The 18,848-nt window shown below is 33.4% G+C and carries 15 protein-coding genes and 2 pseudogenes; 14 read left to right on the top strand and 3 right to left on the bottom strand.

Going from position 1 to position 18,848, the window contains the following annotated elements; all coding sequences use genetic code 11:
- The first annotated feature begins 414 nt into the window (after positions 1-414).
- Positions 415-1,959 carry an ATP-binding cassette domain-containing protein gene (locus tag DWY63_RS04335; RefSeq protein ID WP_009247522.1) on the top strand — a complete coding sequence of 515 codons (1,545 nt, stop codon included), beginning with the start codon at positions 415-417 and terminating at the stop codon, positions 1,957-1,959.
- Positions 1,960-2,043: 84 nt separating this feature from the next.
- Entirely contained in the window at positions 2,044-2,541 is a 498-nt protein-coding gene (locus tag DWY63_RS04330) for a nucleotidyltransferase domain-containing protein (protein ID WP_009247521.1), read from the top strand.
- A 315-nt stretch (positions 2,542-2,856) separates the two neighbouring features.
- Here DWY63_RS04330 and DWY63_RS04325 read toward each other — a convergent pair whose 3' ends face one another.
- The gene (locus tag DWY63_RS04325) at positions 2,857-3,759 is read right to left on the bottom strand and encodes a hypothetical protein (RefSeq protein WP_117801445.1); all 903 of its coding nucleotides are present in this window, start codon (positions 3,757-3,759) and stop codon (positions 2,857-2,859) included.
- 9 nt (positions 3,760-3,768) lie between these two features.
- On the bottom strand, positions 3,769-4,317 hold the full coding sequence (locus DWY63_RS04320; protein WP_117801444.1) for a helix-turn-helix domain-containing protein: 549 nt from the start codon (positions 4,315-4,317) through the stop codon (positions 3,769-3,771).
- A 394-nt stretch (positions 4,318-4,711) separates the two neighbouring features.
- On the opposite strand from DWY63_RS04320, the gene DWY63_RS04315 reads away from it, so the two are divergent.
- The 3 genes and pseudogenes from DWY63_RS04315 to DWY63_RS04305 form a co-directional block, all read left to right on the top strand.
- Positions 4,712-4,897, top strand: coding sequence for an AlpA family phage regulatory protein (locus DWY63_RS04315; RefSeq protein ID WP_117801443.1), 186 nt, complete (start codon positions 4,712-4,714; stop codon positions 4,895-4,897).
- Positions 4,898-4,990: 93 nt separating this feature from the next.
- Positions 4,991-5,785 (top strand): annotated as a pseudogene (locus DWY63_RS18835) (Arm DNA-binding domain-containing protein); the annotation flags it as partial.
- Positions 5,785-6,084 (top strand): annotated as a pseudogene (locus DWY63_RS04305) (IS110 family transposase); the annotation flags it as partial. The pseudogenes DWY63_RS18835 and DWY63_RS04305, both read left to right, overlap by 1 nt.
- Positions 6,085-6,389: 305 nt before the next feature.
- Here DWY63_RS04305 and DWY63_RS04300 read toward each other — a convergent pair.
- The gene (locus DWY63_RS04300; RefSeq protein ID WP_117801441.1) at positions 6,390-6,722 is read right to left on the bottom strand and encodes a hypothetical protein; all 333 of its coding nucleotides are present in this window, start codon (positions 6,720-6,722) and stop codon (positions 6,390-6,392) included.
- A 127-nt stretch (positions 6,723-6,849) separates the two neighbouring features.
- Here DWY63_RS04300 and DWY63_RS04295 point away from each other — a divergent pair, with 127 nt between their 5' ends.
- The 9 genes from DWY63_RS04295 (at position 6,850) to DWY63_RS04255 (ending at position 18,819) form a co-directional block, all read left to right on the top strand.
- Positions 6,850-7,695 (top strand): helix-turn-helix domain-containing protein, encoded by an 846-nt coding sequence (locus DWY63_RS04295; RefSeq protein ID WP_117801440.1) that lies wholly within the window; start codon positions 6,850-6,852, stop codon positions 7,693-7,695.
- A 158-nt stretch (positions 7,696-7,853) separates the two neighbouring features.
- Positions 7,854-8,063 carry a helix-turn-helix domain-containing protein gene (locus DWY63_RS04290; RefSeq protein WP_117801439.1) on the top strand — a complete coding sequence of 70 codons (210 nt, stop codon included), beginning with the start codon at positions 7,854-7,856 and terminating at the stop codon, positions 8,061-8,063.
- Positions 8,063-9,130 (top strand): DNA cytosine methyltransferase, encoded by a 1,068-nt coding sequence (locus DWY63_RS04285; protein ID WP_117801438.1) that lies wholly within the window; start codon positions 8,063-8,065, stop codon positions 9,128-9,130. The genes DWY63_RS04290 and DWY63_RS04285 overlap by 1 nt, the downstream gene beginning before the upstream one ends.
- 3 nt (positions 9,131-9,133) lie before the next feature.
- Positions 9,134-10,153 (top strand): restriction endonuclease PLD domain-containing protein, encoded by a 1,020-nt coding sequence (locus DWY63_RS04280; protein ID WP_117801437.1) that lies wholly within the window; start codon positions 9,134-9,136, stop codon positions 10,151-10,153.
- Between the two features lie 24 nt (positions 10,154-10,177).
- Positions 10,178-12,175 (top strand): AAA family ATPase, encoded by a 1,998-nt coding sequence (locus tag DWY63_RS04275; RefSeq protein WP_117801436.1) that lies wholly within the window; start codon positions 10,178-10,180, stop codon positions 12,173-12,175.
- A 17-nt stretch (positions 12,176-12,192) separates the two neighbouring features.
- A complete protein-coding gene (locus DWY63_RS04270; RefSeq protein WP_117801435.1) occupies positions 12,193-14,169 on the top strand; it encodes an LlaJI family restriction endonuclease in 1,977 nt (658 codons plus the stop codon).
- 88 nt (positions 14,170-14,257) lie between these two features.
- Positions 14,258-14,695, top strand: a complete 438-nt coding sequence (locus DWY63_RS04265; protein WP_117801434.1) for a very short patch repair endonuclease — start codon at positions 14,258-14,260, stop codon at positions 14,693-14,695.
- 48 nt (positions 14,696-14,743) lie between these two features.
- Complete coding sequence (locus tag DWY63_RS04260) at positions 14,744-16,891, top strand: AAA family ATPase (RefSeq protein ID WP_158568319.1); 2,148 nt, start codon at positions 14,744-14,746, stop codon at positions 16,889-16,891.
- A complete protein-coding gene (locus DWY63_RS04255) occupies positions 16,876-18,819 on the top strand; it encodes a UvrD-helicase domain-containing protein (protein ID WP_117801432.1) in 1,944 nt (647 codons plus the stop codon). Before DWY63_RS04260 ends, DWY63_RS04255 begins: the two co-directional genes overlap by 16 nt.
- Positions 18,820-18,848 lie beyond the last annotated feature (29 nt).

Genomic DNA, 18,848 nt, shown 5'->3' with positions numbered 1-18,848 from the left:
TGTGGTTGTGGTTGTAAAGAGGTTGTGAAAGATTGAATTTCGTAATGGTTGGATGTATAATTAGGAAGTGAAAATTTTAATTTGCACTTCCATAAGGTGAAATGTATTGACACAAAAAATACAGTATGATAGTATTGCCATTAGAAGAAAGAAAGGCACATTTTGTGTAAGGTGAGGAAATGATTAATAGATAATTTGATTTAAGTAAGACACATATAGTTATTGAGCCTGTAGAGAATAGGTTTGTTTTGTGTACGCTTAAGTTGGATTATCGCAAGAGGCATTTCCTTTGTTTTCCTTTTGGAAAAGAAATAAGGGGCTATTTAGCGAGTCTATTTTTGCGTATGCAAAAAAGACTCGTTTTTGTGTGTTCAAAATAATAATTGGCTCAGACTTCGAAAAGGAGAAACTTTAATGTTGCAGATAAAAAAATTAAATTTAACACATAAAAAAGACCTGAGAATAATTCTTAATGATTTCAACCTTGTGCTAAATGATGGAGATAAGGCAGTTATTATTGGAGAAGAGGGAAATGGGAAATCGACATTAATGAAGTGGATATACAATCCGTCGCTTGTAGAAAACTATATAGAAGCAGATGGGGAAAGGATAATGGGACACGAACGTCTTGGTTATCTTCCGCAGGAGATGCTCGATGAAGATAAGGAAAAAACAATATACGAATATTTTTCTGAAGAGGAAATATTCTGGGAGAAAACGCCTAAAGAATTGTCTGTTATTGCGGGAAAATTTGGAATGAAAAATGATTTTTTCTACAGTAACCAGACAATGGGTAGTCTTTCAGGAGGCGAAAAAGTCAAGACACAACTTATGAGGCTTTTCATTCGCGATGTTTCTGTGCTGTTGTTGGACGAACCTTCCAATGACATCGACATTGCGACGCTTACATTACTGGAAAAAATCATAAATGACTGGAAGCACATTGTGCTTTTTATTTCACACGATGAAACGCTGATAGAGCGTACTGCCAACATGGTGATACATATCGAGCAGATTATACGAAAAACAAAGGCGAGATATACCGTGGCAAAGCTTCCCTATAGACGCTATGTGGAAGAACGGCTTCATAAATTTGAAATCCAAAAACAGCGGGCACTGAGTGACCGTAGGGAGAAAAAGATTCGCGATGAAAAATATCAAAGAGTTATGCAGAGTGTACAAGGTGCATTAAGAAGTTGTACCAGACAAGCACCGTCTGTTGCCAAAAACTTAAAGGACAAAATGCATACGGTTAAGGCAATGGAACGAAGATTTGAAAAAGAAGATGAAAATATGACTCAGATGCCGGAACAGGAAGAAGCAATCTTTGTCAAATTAGGGGATGAAAACTCACACATTCCCGCAGGAAAAACGGTCATAGAATATGAACTTTCAAAGCTTGTGACTCCGGATGGCAAAAGAATTTTAGCAGAAGGAATTCATTTAAAAATAAAAGGTTCAGAAAAAATCTGTATGATAGGAGCCAACGGGGCAGGAAAAACGACTCTTCTAAAAAAGATAGCGGAAGAACTCCTAAATCGGAATGACATTAAAGCAGAATATATGCCTCAAACTTATGAAGACCTGCTGGATTTGGATGTTACACCGGTTGATTACCTTGATAAAACAGGAGATAAAGAAGAGCGTACAAGAATTAGAACATACCTTGGTTCACTTAAATACACACCAGATGAAATGGAGCATCCGATTCGGGAGTTATCAGGCGGACAAAAGGCGAAAGTGCTTCTCTTGAGGATGAGCTTAAGTGGTGCAAATGTTCTTATTCTGGATGAACCGACAAGAAATTTTTCACCATTGTCCGGTCCGGTAATAAGAAAAATGCTCCGAGAATTTCCGGGGGCTGTCATTAGCATTTCTCACGATAGAAAGTATATTGAAGAGGTGTGCGATAAAATATATCAGCTAAATCCTAATGGATTACAGCTAATTGGTGATTGATAACAAAAAGGATGAAAGACTGACAAATTTCAGGCTTTTAGTGAGTTGGAAAGCATACAAAGATTTGAATTTGGAGGATAGATTATGGTACGTACAGAAGATGCATGTGAAATTATAAAATATGCTTTGCAAAACGAAATTAAAGTATATTTAGATGGCGGATGGGGTGTTGATGCACTTCTTAAAAGAGAATCAAGAATACACAATGATATTGATTTGTTTGTTGAACTGAAACATTATCATGATTATATTTATGTGATTAAGCAGCATGGATTTGAGGAAGTAAATACTGATTATACAACGGATGGTCATACTGTCTGGAAAGATGATAAACAAAGAATCATTGATTTACATTGTTTTGAATTTACAGATGACGGAATTGTTTATGAGGGAGATATATTTCCATCAAAAACTTTTTCCGGTATTGGAAAAGTTGGAGATATAACTGTTTCTTGTATTGAACCATTGAGTCAGGTAATGCTTCATTTGGGATATGAACACGATAAAAATGATGTGCATGATGTGATGCTGTTGTGTGAAACATTTCAAATAGCAATACCAGATGAATATAAGGAAAAGTAAAATTTCAGTTTTGTGTTGAATCTCTAAGCAAAATAGCTTATAATTTGACATGCTACATATAGTTATTATCCACAGTTATCGAGTAGGTGTTATCAATGCCGATAACAAAATGATAACATTAGCTCGTATAGGCAGGATAATATGGATATATCAAATAATCAAAAGAACGAGAAACATTACAGAGAATAATTCCTAAACAAAAAGCGTTAGTCTTTGTAGAGTTTGAATAATTTTCAAAAGCTCGCAAAGCCTAGTAAAATGGGCATTTGCGAGCTTGTTTTTTGCCTTGTGGTACTATTTTGGTACTAAACGATTTTATTCAAAAATAATAGAATAGTGTTCAATAGAATCAAAAGAAATAGACTTATTTGCCTTATTACTAATAGCGGTTCCTCGTTTAGTAATTATTTCAGTTAGTTTATCTAATAATGATATGATTGAATCATCATTAGATAAATCAAAATATAATGGTGGTAATTTGTAATCTGAGTCAACATATTCGTTGAGAAAATGGTCATCTATAAATGACTTCCAGTTTTGAATATTATCTGATGAATTATATGATTGCCATAAAAGAGATGACCATTTTGCTAGCACAGTATTATTGGAATTATGGTTATTATATATTTCTTGTCGATTTTCTGAGTTTTGATCAAACCATTGTTGCTTTAATTTTGATAATTTATTCGCCCATAAATCTAAACCGCCACCGGGATTTGCACCAGAAGGAGAAAGATTACCTATAGTGTAAACATGATTTAGATATTTCAAAAAAGTATCCCAAACTCCTTGATTATGCCCAAAGTTTTTGGATAATGTATTTGCAATCTCCGAATCGGGTAGTTGGTAATAATCTTTGTATAGTTGAAAGGTATTTGCTGAACGAGTTGTGCTAGTAAGTTTTCCATTTGTCAATCTTTTAAAAATATTCCACCAACCATTCATTAAATCAGCATTGATTGTTAATGTGGAATCTGGACTATTGTTTTGAAGAACATAACCACCATTTTGACGAGGCACATGAGACCAAGTGCAGTAATGTGGATATAATTTGAATATTTCGACAGAAAATCGAGAATATTCAAGATCTGGACCGCTAATTGTATTTTCAAACCAAAGAGTTCGTGCAAGCTGGTTTAGAGAATTCCATTGTTCTATTTCTTTTTCAGTAAGATAGGATAATCGAACATCAAATGTGTTTATTGCAATCTTATTCATTTTAACTCCTTATGCCTGAGGCCATGTTATTTTCCACTCAAAATATTCATTAGGAGAAATCTCTCCATTATTTAATTTCGTTTTCATTTCACACCATTCCGAAAGGAAATCATTTACCAATCCATATTCAAAAGTTAATGCGACAGGTGAGCCTGCACTTTCATAATCATCTTCGTTGTAAGTTGGTCTGGCAACCTCGGAAGGTTTTGCCGGAGCCATTGCAGTAAGATGAATCAGGTTGCCGGGATCTGTGTACTCTGGGAATCTTGTACCTTTTCCACGGGCAGGAAGTGATGAGGCACTTTCTTCAAGCCAGAAAAGTGTTTCAATGATATCTTCAGCAGCACCAAGGCTGTAATTAGAGATTGCCTTGTAGTTGCAGTGCAAAGCATCAGCAAGTTTTAGAATCATATCTTCACCGGGAATGCGGGCACCGGTTTCATACTGGGATATGCGGACAGACATATTTTTGCCCTCAAATCCAAGTGCACCGCCCAACTCGTCCATTGTCATTTTACGGAATACCCGTATTTTCTTTATTCTTTCACCAATTGTCATAGTGTAGTTACCTCCGTTTATCTGTCCCTGATGGACTGTTAAAGACAGTATAACACGGAAAAAATGAAAATGGAAGTTTTTCTATACGAGAACATTAGAAAAACATCTTGACAATTCAATACCATACGGTATAGAATAATATCAATTCAATTATCTATCAATATAGTATTGAAAAACAACTGAATGAGCGGTATCAGAAATCTAACAGGCATTTGCCATGACATTCATAGGAATCGAGCGAATGTAGACACTCCCCCAAGCGGACCGAGTACCTCGAGCAGGAGCGGGCGGTATTACAGGAGATTATCTTAGGTAAGGAGGCTGGTTGTGACATCAGCAGAACTGGTATGGAGAAACGCCAAAACAAATATTTAAAGGAAAGGTGGTGAAAGGCATGACCGAAAAGTTTTTAGAAGTAGGAGATGTGATGCAGATTCTTGGAATTTCAAGATCAGCAGCATACAAGCTTATGAGACAGATCAACAGTGAACTTGAAAAGAAGGGTTACATTGTTATCCGTGGAAAAGTAAGCAGAAAATATTTTGAAGAACGCATTTATGGTATGAGTGATGCAGGATAAGCAACAGGTAAGAAAATTGAGACAGAGGCAGGTGCAAAAGTTATATGGTTTTAGACATCTGCTTCTGCATATGGAAAGAAGGAGATGATGAATATGCCAGCTTATAAAGACAGTAAGACAGGCACCTGGTTCGTCAAATTCTATTGTAAGGACTGGACTGGGGAAAATAAACAGATAAAGAAGAGAGGATTTGTAACAAAAAGGGAAGCGTTGGATTATGAGCGTAATTACAAAATACGGCAGGAGAATAATCTGGATATGACATTTGGAGAGTTCTGGAAGTTGTATACAGAGGATGTGAAAAATTATGTCAAACTCAACACATGGCTTACAAAAGAACACATTGTGGATACAAAGATACTTCCATATTTTAAGAATCTTAAGATGAATGAGATTACACCGGGAGATGTACGCAAGTGGCAGAATGAGATGGTAGCATTCCGTTACGAGAATGGGAAGAGTTATTCCCAGACTTACAAGAAGACAATGCACAACATTTTAAGTGTGATATTCAATCATGCGCGCAGGTTTTAAAATCTGAAATCAAATCCGGCAAGACAGGCTGGAAATATGGGAAGAGAAGAAAAGAAGGAAATGCTTTTCTGGACAACTGAAGAATATAAGAAGTTTTCAGAAGCGGTAATTGACAAGCCGGTTTCATTTTATTCATTTGAAATACTGTACTGGATGGGAATGAGATTAGGTGAACTGCTTGCTCTTACAATGGAAGATTTTGACTTTGAAAAGAACACAGTTAGAATAAATAAATCGTATCAGCGGCTGCAGGGGCAGGATGTTATTATAACTCCGAAAACACCTAAGAGCAACAGGACGATCAAGTTGCCGAAGTTCCTTGCGGAAGAAATGAAGGAATATTTTGCAATGTTATAGTACAATGTGCCCATGTAGCCGTGAAATCTGACAAATCCCCTTACTACAAAAAGAAATACGAATCTCTTGTAAAACGTCGTGGTAAGAAACGAGCTATCATTGCAATCGCAAGAATGATTCTCACTGCAATCTTCCAGATGTTAACAACTGGAGAAACTTGGAATCCCTGCGATCTTTACAAAATCGATATGCCTGAAGCTTTACTGGAAAAGCAGAAGCAAAAGGCAATCAAACAAGCTCAGAAACTGCTAATTCGTGAAGGTTTATTGCCTCCAACCGAACCAATAGCTTCTTGATTTTTGATTACTACATATTACTTTCTAAAAGTTACCTTTACAGGTAGCTTGTTTCAGTGAGCCACTTTTGGGCTGTCCTCTACTTTCTTTCACACTAGTTCTCCTTCTACTGCTGTCAGAAGGCCAACATGAGCATACCATTTATGATATGAAAGAGTAAACTCCACTTGTGCAGAAGAGAATTCAACTGTATAAATGGATGGTAGAATTAAACTTTGCACTTTTCAACATCATGTAGAAAAGTATTGTTTTAGCAAATGACTATATAATATATGGTAAAATGGAAACATAATACAAATTTTGAATTATGTTGTGAAAAGTTTACGAACATTTTTCATAGCAATGGGACTGGCAACTGCTACTCCTAATACGCTAAATGATATGATGGTAAAATATAGTAAATTTTGCCAGCGTTCATAATTACGACATTTGTAATTCTTATCCAATGATGTTAGCTTTTCCTGGGTGCTCATGTCATTGGATGATTTAATTAGCATAGTTTTCGTTATGTATTTTTCTTTAGATGTATTTTCTGCATCAAAGATGGATGCAAATGCTTTTAGATACATATTTTCAATGATGCTGTCTTGTAGGGTGCTGTTTTCGCCTATTGTTTGGATATAATTATTTTCATTCATGTGATGCCTCCTGATTAAAAATCTTTGAATTGACAAGACATATTTTAAGATTTATCTTTATAAATGTAAATACCAATGATGATATATAAATGATGTAAATAATAAAATTAGGAGGATAAAATATATTATGAATAATATAGAGCATAATAAGGCACAATGCTGGTGCAATCGCCTGCATAAATTGATGAAAGAAAAGAATTATACTCAAAAAAGCTTCTTAAAAGAATATAAGGAAAAATACGGAGGCGGAACTCAGGCAAATATAAGCAGATGGCTACGTGTAGGAAGTAAAATTGAAAATGGAAAAACTATAGGGTTTCCTTCATATGAAACAATGTCAAATTTGGCAGATTTTTTTGGGGTATCAGTAGGTTATCTTATTGGTGAAACAGATTATGAATCGTTTGAAATGGAAAAAGTTTGTGAGTTTTTAGGGCTGGAGGAAGGAATCGTAAAAGCTATAAAAGGAATAACTTCTGGTGAAAATATGGGCATTGATGCAAACAGTATGTACAGTGAATATAAATCAGCATTTCGCTATATTTTAACAGCAAGTAGTTTTCCTGTTTTTATTAAAGAGGTCAGAGAATATGCAGAAAATGTCTACAGATTGAAGCATCCGATAAAATATATGGATATAGTTTCTGCAAAAATGAGAAAAGATTTATTTGATTTGGCTGTTAAGTGTATGGATTATCAATGTATATCAGATGATAAATATGGGAGAATAGATGATTTTGAGGAAAATAGTGTAGAACCTACAGAAGAATTGTTAGAGGCAATTAGGATATTGAACGATGCACAAGATAAAGATTATGCTCAAAAATGTCATATAGAACAAATGGTTAAACTTTCTGAATATGAACTTCAGAAAATATATTTTGAAGTTATTAAGGAATTAACCAAAGAAGAGCATTTACTAGATATGGTAATCCCTATGTATGTTGAAAAAGATTTAATAAATAAAGGTTAAAATTAAAATAGCTTTCTGCTTGTGAAAAGTTAGTGAGAGTAGTTTTTGATTTTAATTTACTAGCAATTTATAAACAATATATGCTTAAAAATTATTTTGACATCATCAAAAAATATGTTTATAATATAAAAATAGATAATAAGCAGGAGGATTGGTGCATGACAATATCAGAACAAATAAAAGTATTGTGTGTGAGATGTGGTGTAAGTGAAGCTGAATTGGCAAGGCGGCTGGGAAAATCGCCACAAAGTTTTAATTCGAAAATGAAAAGAGAAAGTTTTACAGTAGAAGATTTAGATAATATTGCAGATGTATTGGGTGTTGAATTTAACAGAGAATTTATATTAGCAAATGGAGATAAAGTTTGATGGAGAATATTGTAAAAGAATTTAAACTTGGAGAATTATTTTGTGGTCCTGGCGGATTGGCACTGGGAGCAACGACAGCGAAGATTGAAGATTCAGATTATAAGATTATTCATAAATGGGCAAATGATTATGATAAAGACACATGTAATACATATACGAGAAATATCTGCCCAGATGATGGCGATAGTGTTATTTGTGGTGATGTAAGAAAACTTGATATTGACAGTCTTGGAGATATAGATGCATTGGCTTTTGGATTCCCATGCAATGATTTTTCTGTTGTAGGTGAGCAAAAGGGATTTGATGGTGTATATGGTCCGTTATACACATATGGAGTAAAGGTATTAAAGAAATATAAGCCGTTGTGGTTTTTGGCAGAAAATGTTGGCGGATTAAAGAGTGCTAATGATGGAAAGGCATTTCAGAAGATACAGGAAGATTTGAAGAATGCTGGATATAGAATATATCCTAATTTATATAAATTTGAGGAATATGGGGTGCCGCAGGCAAGACATAGGGTAATAATTGTTGGTATTAGAGAGGATCTGCCATATGAATTTAAAATACCTAGTCCAAAACCATATAAAAATGTTGATGTTACTTGTAAGAATGCAATAGAGAATCCTCCAATCGAAAAAGAAGCTTATAATAACGAGTTAACAAAGCAATCTGAAATAGTTGTAAAGCGATTGAAATATATTAAACCAGGAGAAAATGCGTTTACTGCGGATTTGCCAGAAGAATTGCAGCTTAAAGTGAAAGGGGCAAAGATAAGTCAAATTTATAAGAGGTTAGATCCAGATAAACCAGCATATACAGTAACTGGTTCAGGCGGTGGTGGAACGCATATGTATCATTATTCGGAGCCAAGAGCATTGACTAATAGAGAGAGAGCAAGATTACAGACATTTCCGGATAATTATATTTTTGAGGGGTCTAAAGAGTCTGTTAGAAAACAAATCGGTATGGCGGTACCTGCAAAAGGAGCTAAAATCATCTTTGAAGCTATTTTAAGAACATTTGCGGGAATTGACTACGAAAGTGTAGAACCAAGTATAAAGGAGTAAGGTATGTATACTGATAATTTTGAAGAAGAAATATTATTTACACCAGCCAGAAAAGATGGTGAAGCATGTAATCATTTGAAAATTGTTACAGCATTTACCGATGTTGAGAGAATATCAAGTCACTTGATAAAACTATTTGATGGCAGGAATAAAGAATATGTGTCTGGAATAAAGGTGGACATTATACTTGGAATGACAAAAGGTACGGGTCTGACACAAAAGAAACATGACAAGATATGTTCATTGATAAAAAGATTGAATAGTGTATCTGGAATGCCTCAGATATCATGCAATTATATTGTGGAAGGTAAACAGGTACATTCGAAGGTGTATGTATGGTGCAGGGGGCGAAAGGCAATAGAAGCTTTTAATGGTTCAGCTAATTATACCATGAATGCATTTTTTGCAAGAAGAGAATGTATGGATGTATGTAATCCTAAAGAGGCAAACCATTATTTCAACAGTCTATTACCTGATACGATAAATTGCTTTGATGGGCAGATAAAAGATAAGGTTTCATTTTCTAGCAAGAAAAATGTGGAAGATGATGTTGCGGATACTAATTTGGAAAATTTATCTTGGGAGAATTATCAGACTATTGAGCCGGTAGATACATTAGAAGTTTCTTTACTGAAAGCTGATGGTAGCGATACTGGATATGGTTCTGGCGTAAATTGGGGAATACGTAAAAATGGCTATAAGAGAAATAGAAACCAGGCGTATATTCCATATAATGTGGCAGATCATAAAGATGGATTTTTCCCAGATGTAAATGCTGATGGAAAGTATCCAGTGTTTAAGGTTGTAACAAAGGAATATGATGCTTTTTATATGAGACAGGCACAAGCAAAGGGAAAGGCATTAGAAACTCCAGAAAGTAATGCGATAATAGGAGAATGGATAAGGCATAAACTTGGAGTGCCGGATGGTACATATATTACAAAACAGATGTTAGAACAATATGGTAAAATAAAAGTTTTGTTTAAAAGGTATGAAGATGGCATATATACTTTGGAATACTAATTCTGGCATTAAGGAGTAAACAATATGGAGCAGAAGGTCAATATTGATATTTTAAATGATTCACAAAAACAGGCGTTAGTCTGCATGTATTATGCTATGCTTCCCAAAACAGATGTAAGGTATAAGCAGCGGATGCATGATTGGGAAGTGTTAGAAAAGAGATTCGGAATAAAAAAATCAACATATAGGTATGCAAAGGATACTTTTGATTCTTATTTTACTGGTAATGGAAGAAAAGGCTGGGGAGAGAGTAGAGATTTAAAAAGACGAGGTATAGCATATCAGGAAGTATTTGATTTATATAAGGATACTTCTGCAGATCAATTGGAAAAAGCTGTAGTGGAGATTATTCATAGATATGAGTATGAGGAACCAACATTTGTATCTATGAAATGTGGTTTCACAGAAACAGTACATAACATTCTAAATGGTAATAAATATATAACAGTGGATGGGGTTTATACGCTGAAAGAGGAATTGAATATAGGAAAAACTGTATTTGTTACATTAGGAGGGGATACAGGAAAAGCAGAAGTGGATTGGGTCCCAGGGTTTATAGGAGTAGCACATGTTATTAAAGAGCCATATGATTTTGGATATAATGGTAAAGAAAAGTACTTTAAGTTTGATATAGAAGTTGACTGCGTTTTTGATAAGCCATTTAAAAGAGAAGATTTTTTAAGTTATAGAGACGCATATGATGCTCCATATATAGGACCAGAGTTATCAAGAGATCCGTCACAGGCATTAAGTACTTTGGATATGATAAAGGCTGTTGCTGTTATACGTGCAGTACTTGATGAATTCCCAAAAATGCTTGAAAAATTTAAAGAAATTTTTGACAGAGAGTTTATGGACAGGGTGCTTGGAGCAGTTACTGTAATGATACCAACATCTGTAAAATTTGGAGAAAGCAAAGAGGATGCAGTAAATTCTATTCAGGAAGAAATGAGCATAGAGAATGAAGGCTCTGAGGAGGAAGAAATGGAATCTAAGCCATATATTGAACCTGATTATTATACAGGGTGTTCACGGAAAAATAAGGATACAGGGGCTGTATATGCACACAATAGAATTGTATTTGGAGCACCAGGAACAGGAAAAAGTTTTAAGTTGAATGATGAGCAGAAGGATCTCATTTCAGAAGGTGGAGAGTACGAAAGAGTTACATTCCATCCAGATTATTTATATGCTAATTTTGTTGGAACATATAAGCCAGTACCTACAAAAAATGGAATATCATATGAGTATGTTCCTGGACCATTTATGAGGACATATGTAAAAGCAATAGAAAATGGACAGTCGGAGAATAAGGAAGATGTAAAACCATTTCTGCTTCTCATAGAGGAAATTAATAGATCAAATGTTGCCGCTGTATTTGGAGAGGTATTTCAGCTTTTAGATCGCGACGATAGAAATGCAAGCCAATATCCAGTTAAACCTTCTGAAGATATAAAGGCATATTTGGCAAAAGAACTTGGTGGAAGGCCAGAGCAGTATGATGAAATAAAGATACCAGATAATATGTATATCTGGTCAACTATGAATAGTGCTGATCAGGGCGTATTTCCAATGGATACAGCATTTAAAAGAAGATGGAACTTTGAATATATAGGTATTAACCATAAGGAAGAAAAGATTAAAGATACATATTTAGTGTGTGATAAAGCACAGGTGCCATACAGAGTTGACTGGAATGAGCTTAGGAAGGCTATAAATACAACACTTGCTTCTAGAGATTATAAGATAAATGAAGACAAGCTTATGGGACCATTTTTTGTATCTAAAAGCATTTTAGAGAATGAAGATGCGTTTAGAGAAACTTTTAAGAGTAAAATTATTATGTACTTATTTGAAGATGCAGCAAAGCAGAGAAGGCATATGTTGTTTGGAGGCTGTGATGAGGATATAAGAAACCAATATTCAACGATTTGCGAGGAATTTGATAAAAGAGGCATAGATATTTTCTGTAAAGAAATCCGAGACAAAATCAAGAAAGAATATTTGAGTGAATTAGAATGAGAAGGGAATGTTACTGGATGATTTCTAAATATGTCAAAGAGCAGAAGCGGTATACTCAAGATGAACTTAGAAAAATATTTGAATGCACTGCTGATGAAACAGTGCAGATTATAAGAAAGTTAAAAGAGTATGGAATTGTTAAAAATGTAAAAAAAAGTGATAGGCAAAGTATGCTCTCTGACTTAGTTGAGGAAGATATCAGAGTAACAGATATCGAAAGTGGAGAGCGGGAATTATATTATGTGTTTTCATTTGTTGGAGTAATTGTTGTATATGGACGGGTATTAAAGTGTTATCCTAAATATATTAATTCTTGTGGTAGTCCAATAGCACAGATGAAGCAGATTATGCGTGTTTTGGAAAAATATAATTCAAAAGAGCAGGTAATAAAACTGTATAATGAAAGTGATGATGGAGGATCGTTTAACTTATTGGCAGTAATGCTGTATTTGCTGCAGGATTATTATGATAATGGAATATATGCTAATGACGTTGAGATTGTTGAGACTAATGGTACAGGAGAAATACTGTGGGACAGAACAATCAATGAAACATTTTCATATATATCAAATAACAGGCCATATTATACTGAATTACAGACAAAAAAGCGGACTTCAGATGAATATGATTTTATAAGACGCTTACATGCATGTGTATTGACTAAATTTTCAAAGGAACTTGAAGAATCGGATCTGCCAGAGTTATTTAATATTGTGACAGTAGAGCTGTCGGAAGAACAACTGGAAGATTTAGGTGATGAAGATTATATTTTATATAGGATACAAAATGAACTTAATGTGCAGTACAACACAAGAAAACAACTAGTGTTGAAGGCAATGTATGCGTATGTAGCACAAAAAGCAAGCTTTAATAACATTGATAGTTTTAGCATATATGGTACAAACAGCTTTAACTTAGTATGGGAAAAAGTATGTGCACAGAATTTTGGAAATGTTTTAAATGTAAAATTATCAGAGCTGCCACTTGGAGTCTGTGATGATTATAAAGAAAGTAAAGATAGTACTTTAATAGAAATAATTGACAGACCAGTATGGCATAAGACTTCAGATAATATTAGTGATGGGAAATCAGATACACTAAGACCAGATCTGATTAGTATTTATGAGTGTGGTGATAGTGGAGAATATTGTTTTGGCATATATGATGCAAAGTATTATAACATTAATTTTTACAAGAATTCGTCAGAATACAAAGTTATAGGACAGCCTAGGGTGGCGGATGTTACAAAGCAATATTTATATCAGCTTGCGTACGATGATTTTATAGCAAAGCAAGGATACAAATATGTGCAGAATATGTTTTTTTGTCCTGATGAATCTGGAGATAAGGAATATGGATGGGTGCAGATGGATATGTTGCATCAAATCGGAGACAAAAAATTAGAGAATGTAGCAGTTGTAAAGCTTTGTGCATCAGAAATGTATTCTTTATATTTGGCAGATCATATAGTAAATGAAAATGAGATGGACAAATATATTCCAGTAATTGGACGACATGAAGTAGATAGTCAAAACTTTGCAAATAGGATGATGGCATATCTTACGAGAATCACGACTGCTAGTAAATTAGCTGAAAAGAAACTTGAAATGAAATCAGATAGAGGCAGGCTTATATATCCCAAACAGATAAAAAGAGAATTGGGTGCAAAAATTATATATGATGCTATATGCCCCGTTGCAAGTAATGCTTTTTATGGATTTAATCCATATGAAAAAGAAGACCATGAAAGTATGGTGGCAGAGGATATGGGAGATTCTTATAATCGTTGCAGTCAGATTGCGGATGCCTCTATTGAGATAGAAGAAATTATAAAAGATTTATCAGAAGCGGAGCTGAGGGATGAAAAAGTGCTTAAAGTAGTACTTAAAAAATGCATTGAAAGTAAATCAGATATTAAACCTATGGCGAATGGAAAGTCGCTTGATATGCTGACAGATAAAATAATGGAGCTTGTTAAAGATGTGTATTTATAGCGAGCAGTTATAAGTATAAATGCTAGACAAGAAGCAAAGGAGAAAAGAACTGGAAAAGTTGGGGAAAACAGATTGTTGAGGTGATTTTGTGGCAGATGATTTAACAAAAGAGCAGCGGCATAAAAATATGAAAAATATTCATGGGAAGGATACCAAAATAGAAGTTATATTAAGAAAGGCTTTATGGAACAAAGGATATCGGTATCGCAAGAATTATAAAAAACTTCCGGGAAGTCCAGATATCGTGCTGACAAAGTATAAGATAGCTATTTTTTGTGATGGAGAATTTTTTCATGGAAAAGATTGGGATACTTTAAAAAAGAGACTTGAAAAGAGTAACAATAGTAAGTACTGGATTAACAAGATATCCCGCAATAAAGAGCGGGATGATGAGATAAATAAGAAATTGGACTTTGAGGGCTGGACTGTAATCCGGTTCTGGGGTGAAGATATAAAGAAACATACAGATGAGTGTGTGAAGGTTGTGGAAGAGACAATTTTTGATAATATAGAATTTGAAGAGTAGAGGTTTGATTTAATTGTAATGTTAAATGACCGAAAAAGAGGTGGACAGATGAAACTTGAGAATATAATAATTGAAAATTATAGACAGTTTGATACAGCGGAATTGGCGTTTGATCAAGGAATAACTATTCTTGCCGGGGCTAATAATAGTGGTAAAACTTCGCTTATCAATTTGATTAGGAGTGTTTTTGTTGATGAAAAAAATGACTATAGTGTATCGGATATTCCAGCTAAAAATATGCAAGAATGGATTGATTGGGGATATCCTGTATTTGCTGATTTCTTTAAAAGTGGTAAAAGCGTTGATACAATAGATGCAGAACTTGTCAATTTAATTATTCCGGAAGATGATACAGTTCCATCACATTTAATGAATACAACATGTGTAAAGATTCATGTTTCGTATGATCCAGATATAGATGATATAAAAATGTTTGCTGATTATATTATGGATCTTGATGAAGAAGTGCATGATTTTTATTTTTTGTTTGATTATGAAGTAACACGTTCAAAATTTCTCAGAGCAATAACGGAAAATTATGATAAGTTAAAACGGCGATTTGATGAAATAGAAGAGGATAAAATTAAAGTATTGAGTTCTTCAGATAAAAATCTGGAGAACAATATAGAGGTTAAAGAGAGATATTTGAAACAGTTGATAGTAAGTATTTATGTCAAATCAATGGTGACTTTCGGATATTTTTGCGATAAGGAATTTAAAAATAAATGTAGATTTGACGATATAAAGGAATTTAGAAAATTGTTTCATTTTTGTTTTATCAAAGCTAGTAGGCCTTTAGATGATGATGAATTAGATCATTCACATATGCTTAGTAAGCAAATGATTAGGATGGTAAAGCTAGATGATGGGTGGAATGAATTAGTTGAAAGACTTCCTGACGAATTACTTAAGCCAATTCAGGAAAAGAAGATAGATAAGACCGTCCGGGATACTTCGTTAAAATCTCTTAAAGATACAATAAATGCATTAGAACAGACTAATGGGGGCAAATCTGGAGAACTAATGTTGGATATGCAGGTTACAGAAGATGATATAAGTGAATTATTGCAACGGATAACAACAGCTACCTATAATGTGGATGGTTATTATCTTGGAGAATCATCGCAGGGACTGGGATATAGTAATATGATATATATTCACCTGCAATTGAAAGAATATGAAAAAGGAGTTGATCCGTTAAAAGTAAATATGTTTTTTTTGGAAGAACCTGAATCTCATATGCATCCTCAAATGCAACAAGTATTTATTAAGTATCTGATGGATTATTATCATACAAAATTACAAGGGTTAATTACAACTCATTCCAATGAAATGGTTCGTACTGTCGGGCTTTCTCATTTAAGGGTTATAAGGCATGCAGGAAATTTTAAAAGCAAATTATACGACCTTTCTACATTATTAAAGGATTTGAAAAAGTCAGAAAATCTATCCGATAAGGAATTGGCGAATTTTTTTGATTGGTTTTTTGAGATAGGATATTCAGAAATAGTTTTTGCTGATAAAGCTATTTTTTATGAAGGAGATACAGAGAGATTATTTATTCGTAAGGCTATGACATTAGAAAAATATAAAAAATTAAGTCAACAATATGTTGCATTTATTCAGGTTGGAGGGGCATATGCTAAAAACTACGAGAAGTTAATTAGGCTATTAGGCATAAAATCATTAATAATTACAGATATAGATTACGAAAAAGAAAAATTAACAGTTGCAGATATAGAAGATTCTACAATAACTAATGCTACCATAAAGCATTTTTATTCTTTAAATCATCCAACTGATAATGCTTTGGTAAAAAATCTTTACGCATGGAAAAATACAAAAGAAAATATAATGGATAATTTAATATATATATGTTTTCAAACCGACCATGATGGATATGCGAGGACACTAGAAGAAGCTATGCTTAATAAATATTTTTCGATGAGTGTTACGGATTTATATAAAAAAAGCGAGTGGGTCCAGAAGAGAAATGATTCGAAATTAGATTTTTCAATTCCAAACAAAAAGAATGACAAAAAAATTTCTGATGAAGATATGGTTTCTATTAGGGACATTTTGGCATCAACTTCAGGAAATAAGACAGATTTTATGTATTCTGTTATTATGAATGGATATGTAGAAAATATTATGCCAGAATATATAGATGGAGGGTTGTTATGGCTGATGCAATAGTTGAGAATCTCTTTTTAGTAAATGCGCCTGCAGGAAGTGGAAAAACAACTTGGATAAGGAAGAATGTTAGGAAATACCTTTTGCAAAATCCAAATGATAATGTTTTATGCATTACTTATACAAATCGTGCGGCAGAAGAACTTGGAAAAGATGTAGATAGTAATAGGGTGTATTTTGGAACGATACATAGTTTTATTAATGATTTTATCGGGAGTTTTTTTTCACATGAATCAATTTTGGAATTATATTGGGAAGTATATAAAAATCAGATTGTGGAACGTATAGAAAATATTTCACAGAATGGCAATTGGGCGGAAAGTAATATGAGATATATAGAAAAATATGGTGGTTTGACACCTGAAATTGTGCGTTCTAATATTACTATGATTTCATATAATCAAGCACCATTTAATGCTCTGTATAGGGGAGCTTTAGGGCATGATGATTTAATTTCTTTTACAAGATTGGCCGTTGAAAGATTTCCAGTAATAAAGAAAAAAATTTCTGATAAATATCAGGTGATATTTATTGATGAATATCAAGATACTGCAACTGATGTATTGCAAATATTTTATTCTTCTATGATAGGAAAGAAGAGTAAATTGTATTTGTTAGGGGATAAGATGCAGCAAATTTATCGTAATTATAATGGAGAATTTGAAACTTATTTTAATATTTTCAACAAATCGATAAATCTTTCGGTGAACTATCGTACGACTCCTAAAATAGTAAGTATTTTAAATAAAATTTATAATGATGAATGTTATAAGCAGACAGCATATGAGAAAAATAAAGATGAAAATATGGATTTCTTGCCTGAAGTTAGAATTGTAACTGATATAGAAAAAAATGTATCTGAATTAATGGAGCAGTATAAGGATTCATTAATATTGTATTTGTCGAATAAGTCAAGATTTTATAATATAGGAGTTGGAGAATTGTATGATGCATATTCTGGAATGGAAAAGTATAGTTTTGGGAAGAAATATAATGCTGTTGATGTTTTGACTAAGGAAGAAATTAGAGAAAATGATGCATTATTGAGCTTTTTGTTTACGGTAAATATAATAGTTGATTATTTTACGAAAGAATTTTATGGTGAAGTGTTTAGGATAATTCGTAAAGCCGGTACATATTTTAATTGCGAAAAATTTAGTATCAGAAAGCATATTGATAAGCATCTTGTAAAAGATAAGTTAGATGACATTGTAGCATTATATAATGAATTATCAACAACAGTGGATGATTTCCTATCATTATGTGTTGAAAAAAAGTATATTAGAGAGGAATTTTATTCTGCTGTTGTTGAAGAAAATGATTATCAATTGGTGAAAAATGTAAAAGTTCAAGAAGTGAAAGTGTTAGCGGACTATATGTCAGATCCTAAGATATCAACTCAGCATGGGGTAAAAGGCGAAAGCCATGATACAGTTGTGTTTGTTGCAGATAATAGTAGATCTAATCCAGTAGTGCATATGTCAAAATTTTTTGAAATGTGGAGCAATATTGATATTACATTATCAGAATTCGATGCCTTTTATTATATTTATAGCCAGATGCTTAATCAGATTGAGAATAAAATTGGTATGAAGTGTTCACAATTAAAAGCTGATACATATATATCCGTTGCTAGTATAATAGATGAGGAACTTCAAGCATTTACAAAAAAAAATGAAACAAATCCATATTACATTCAGTTGCTTAAAGTTAAAATGGATAAGTATTTTGGAAAGAAGAATGTTACTAACGTAAAAGAATGCTTAAAGGAAGGGACGGTATATGGACCACTATGTGCATATAGATTGTTTTATGTAGGATGTTCTCGTGCGAAAAGAAACTTAGTTATTATGATTAATAAAAAAGATATTGAGGGCTTTGAAGACAAATTGCGTAATAAATTAATGATAACTGGTTTTAATGTATTATAAAATTAAAAAGTGACAAATGTAGTTTAGGA

Origin of the sequence: Blautia sp. AF26-2 (assembly GCF_003460955.1) — a bacterium.
Classification (GTDB): domain Bacteria; phylum Bacillota; class Clostridia; order Lachnospirales; family Lachnospiraceae; genus Fusicatenibacter; species Fusicatenibacter saccharivorans.
The sequence above is the reverse complement of the archived record's forward strand: the minus strand, read 5'-3'. Positions and strand labels throughout refer to the sequence as shown.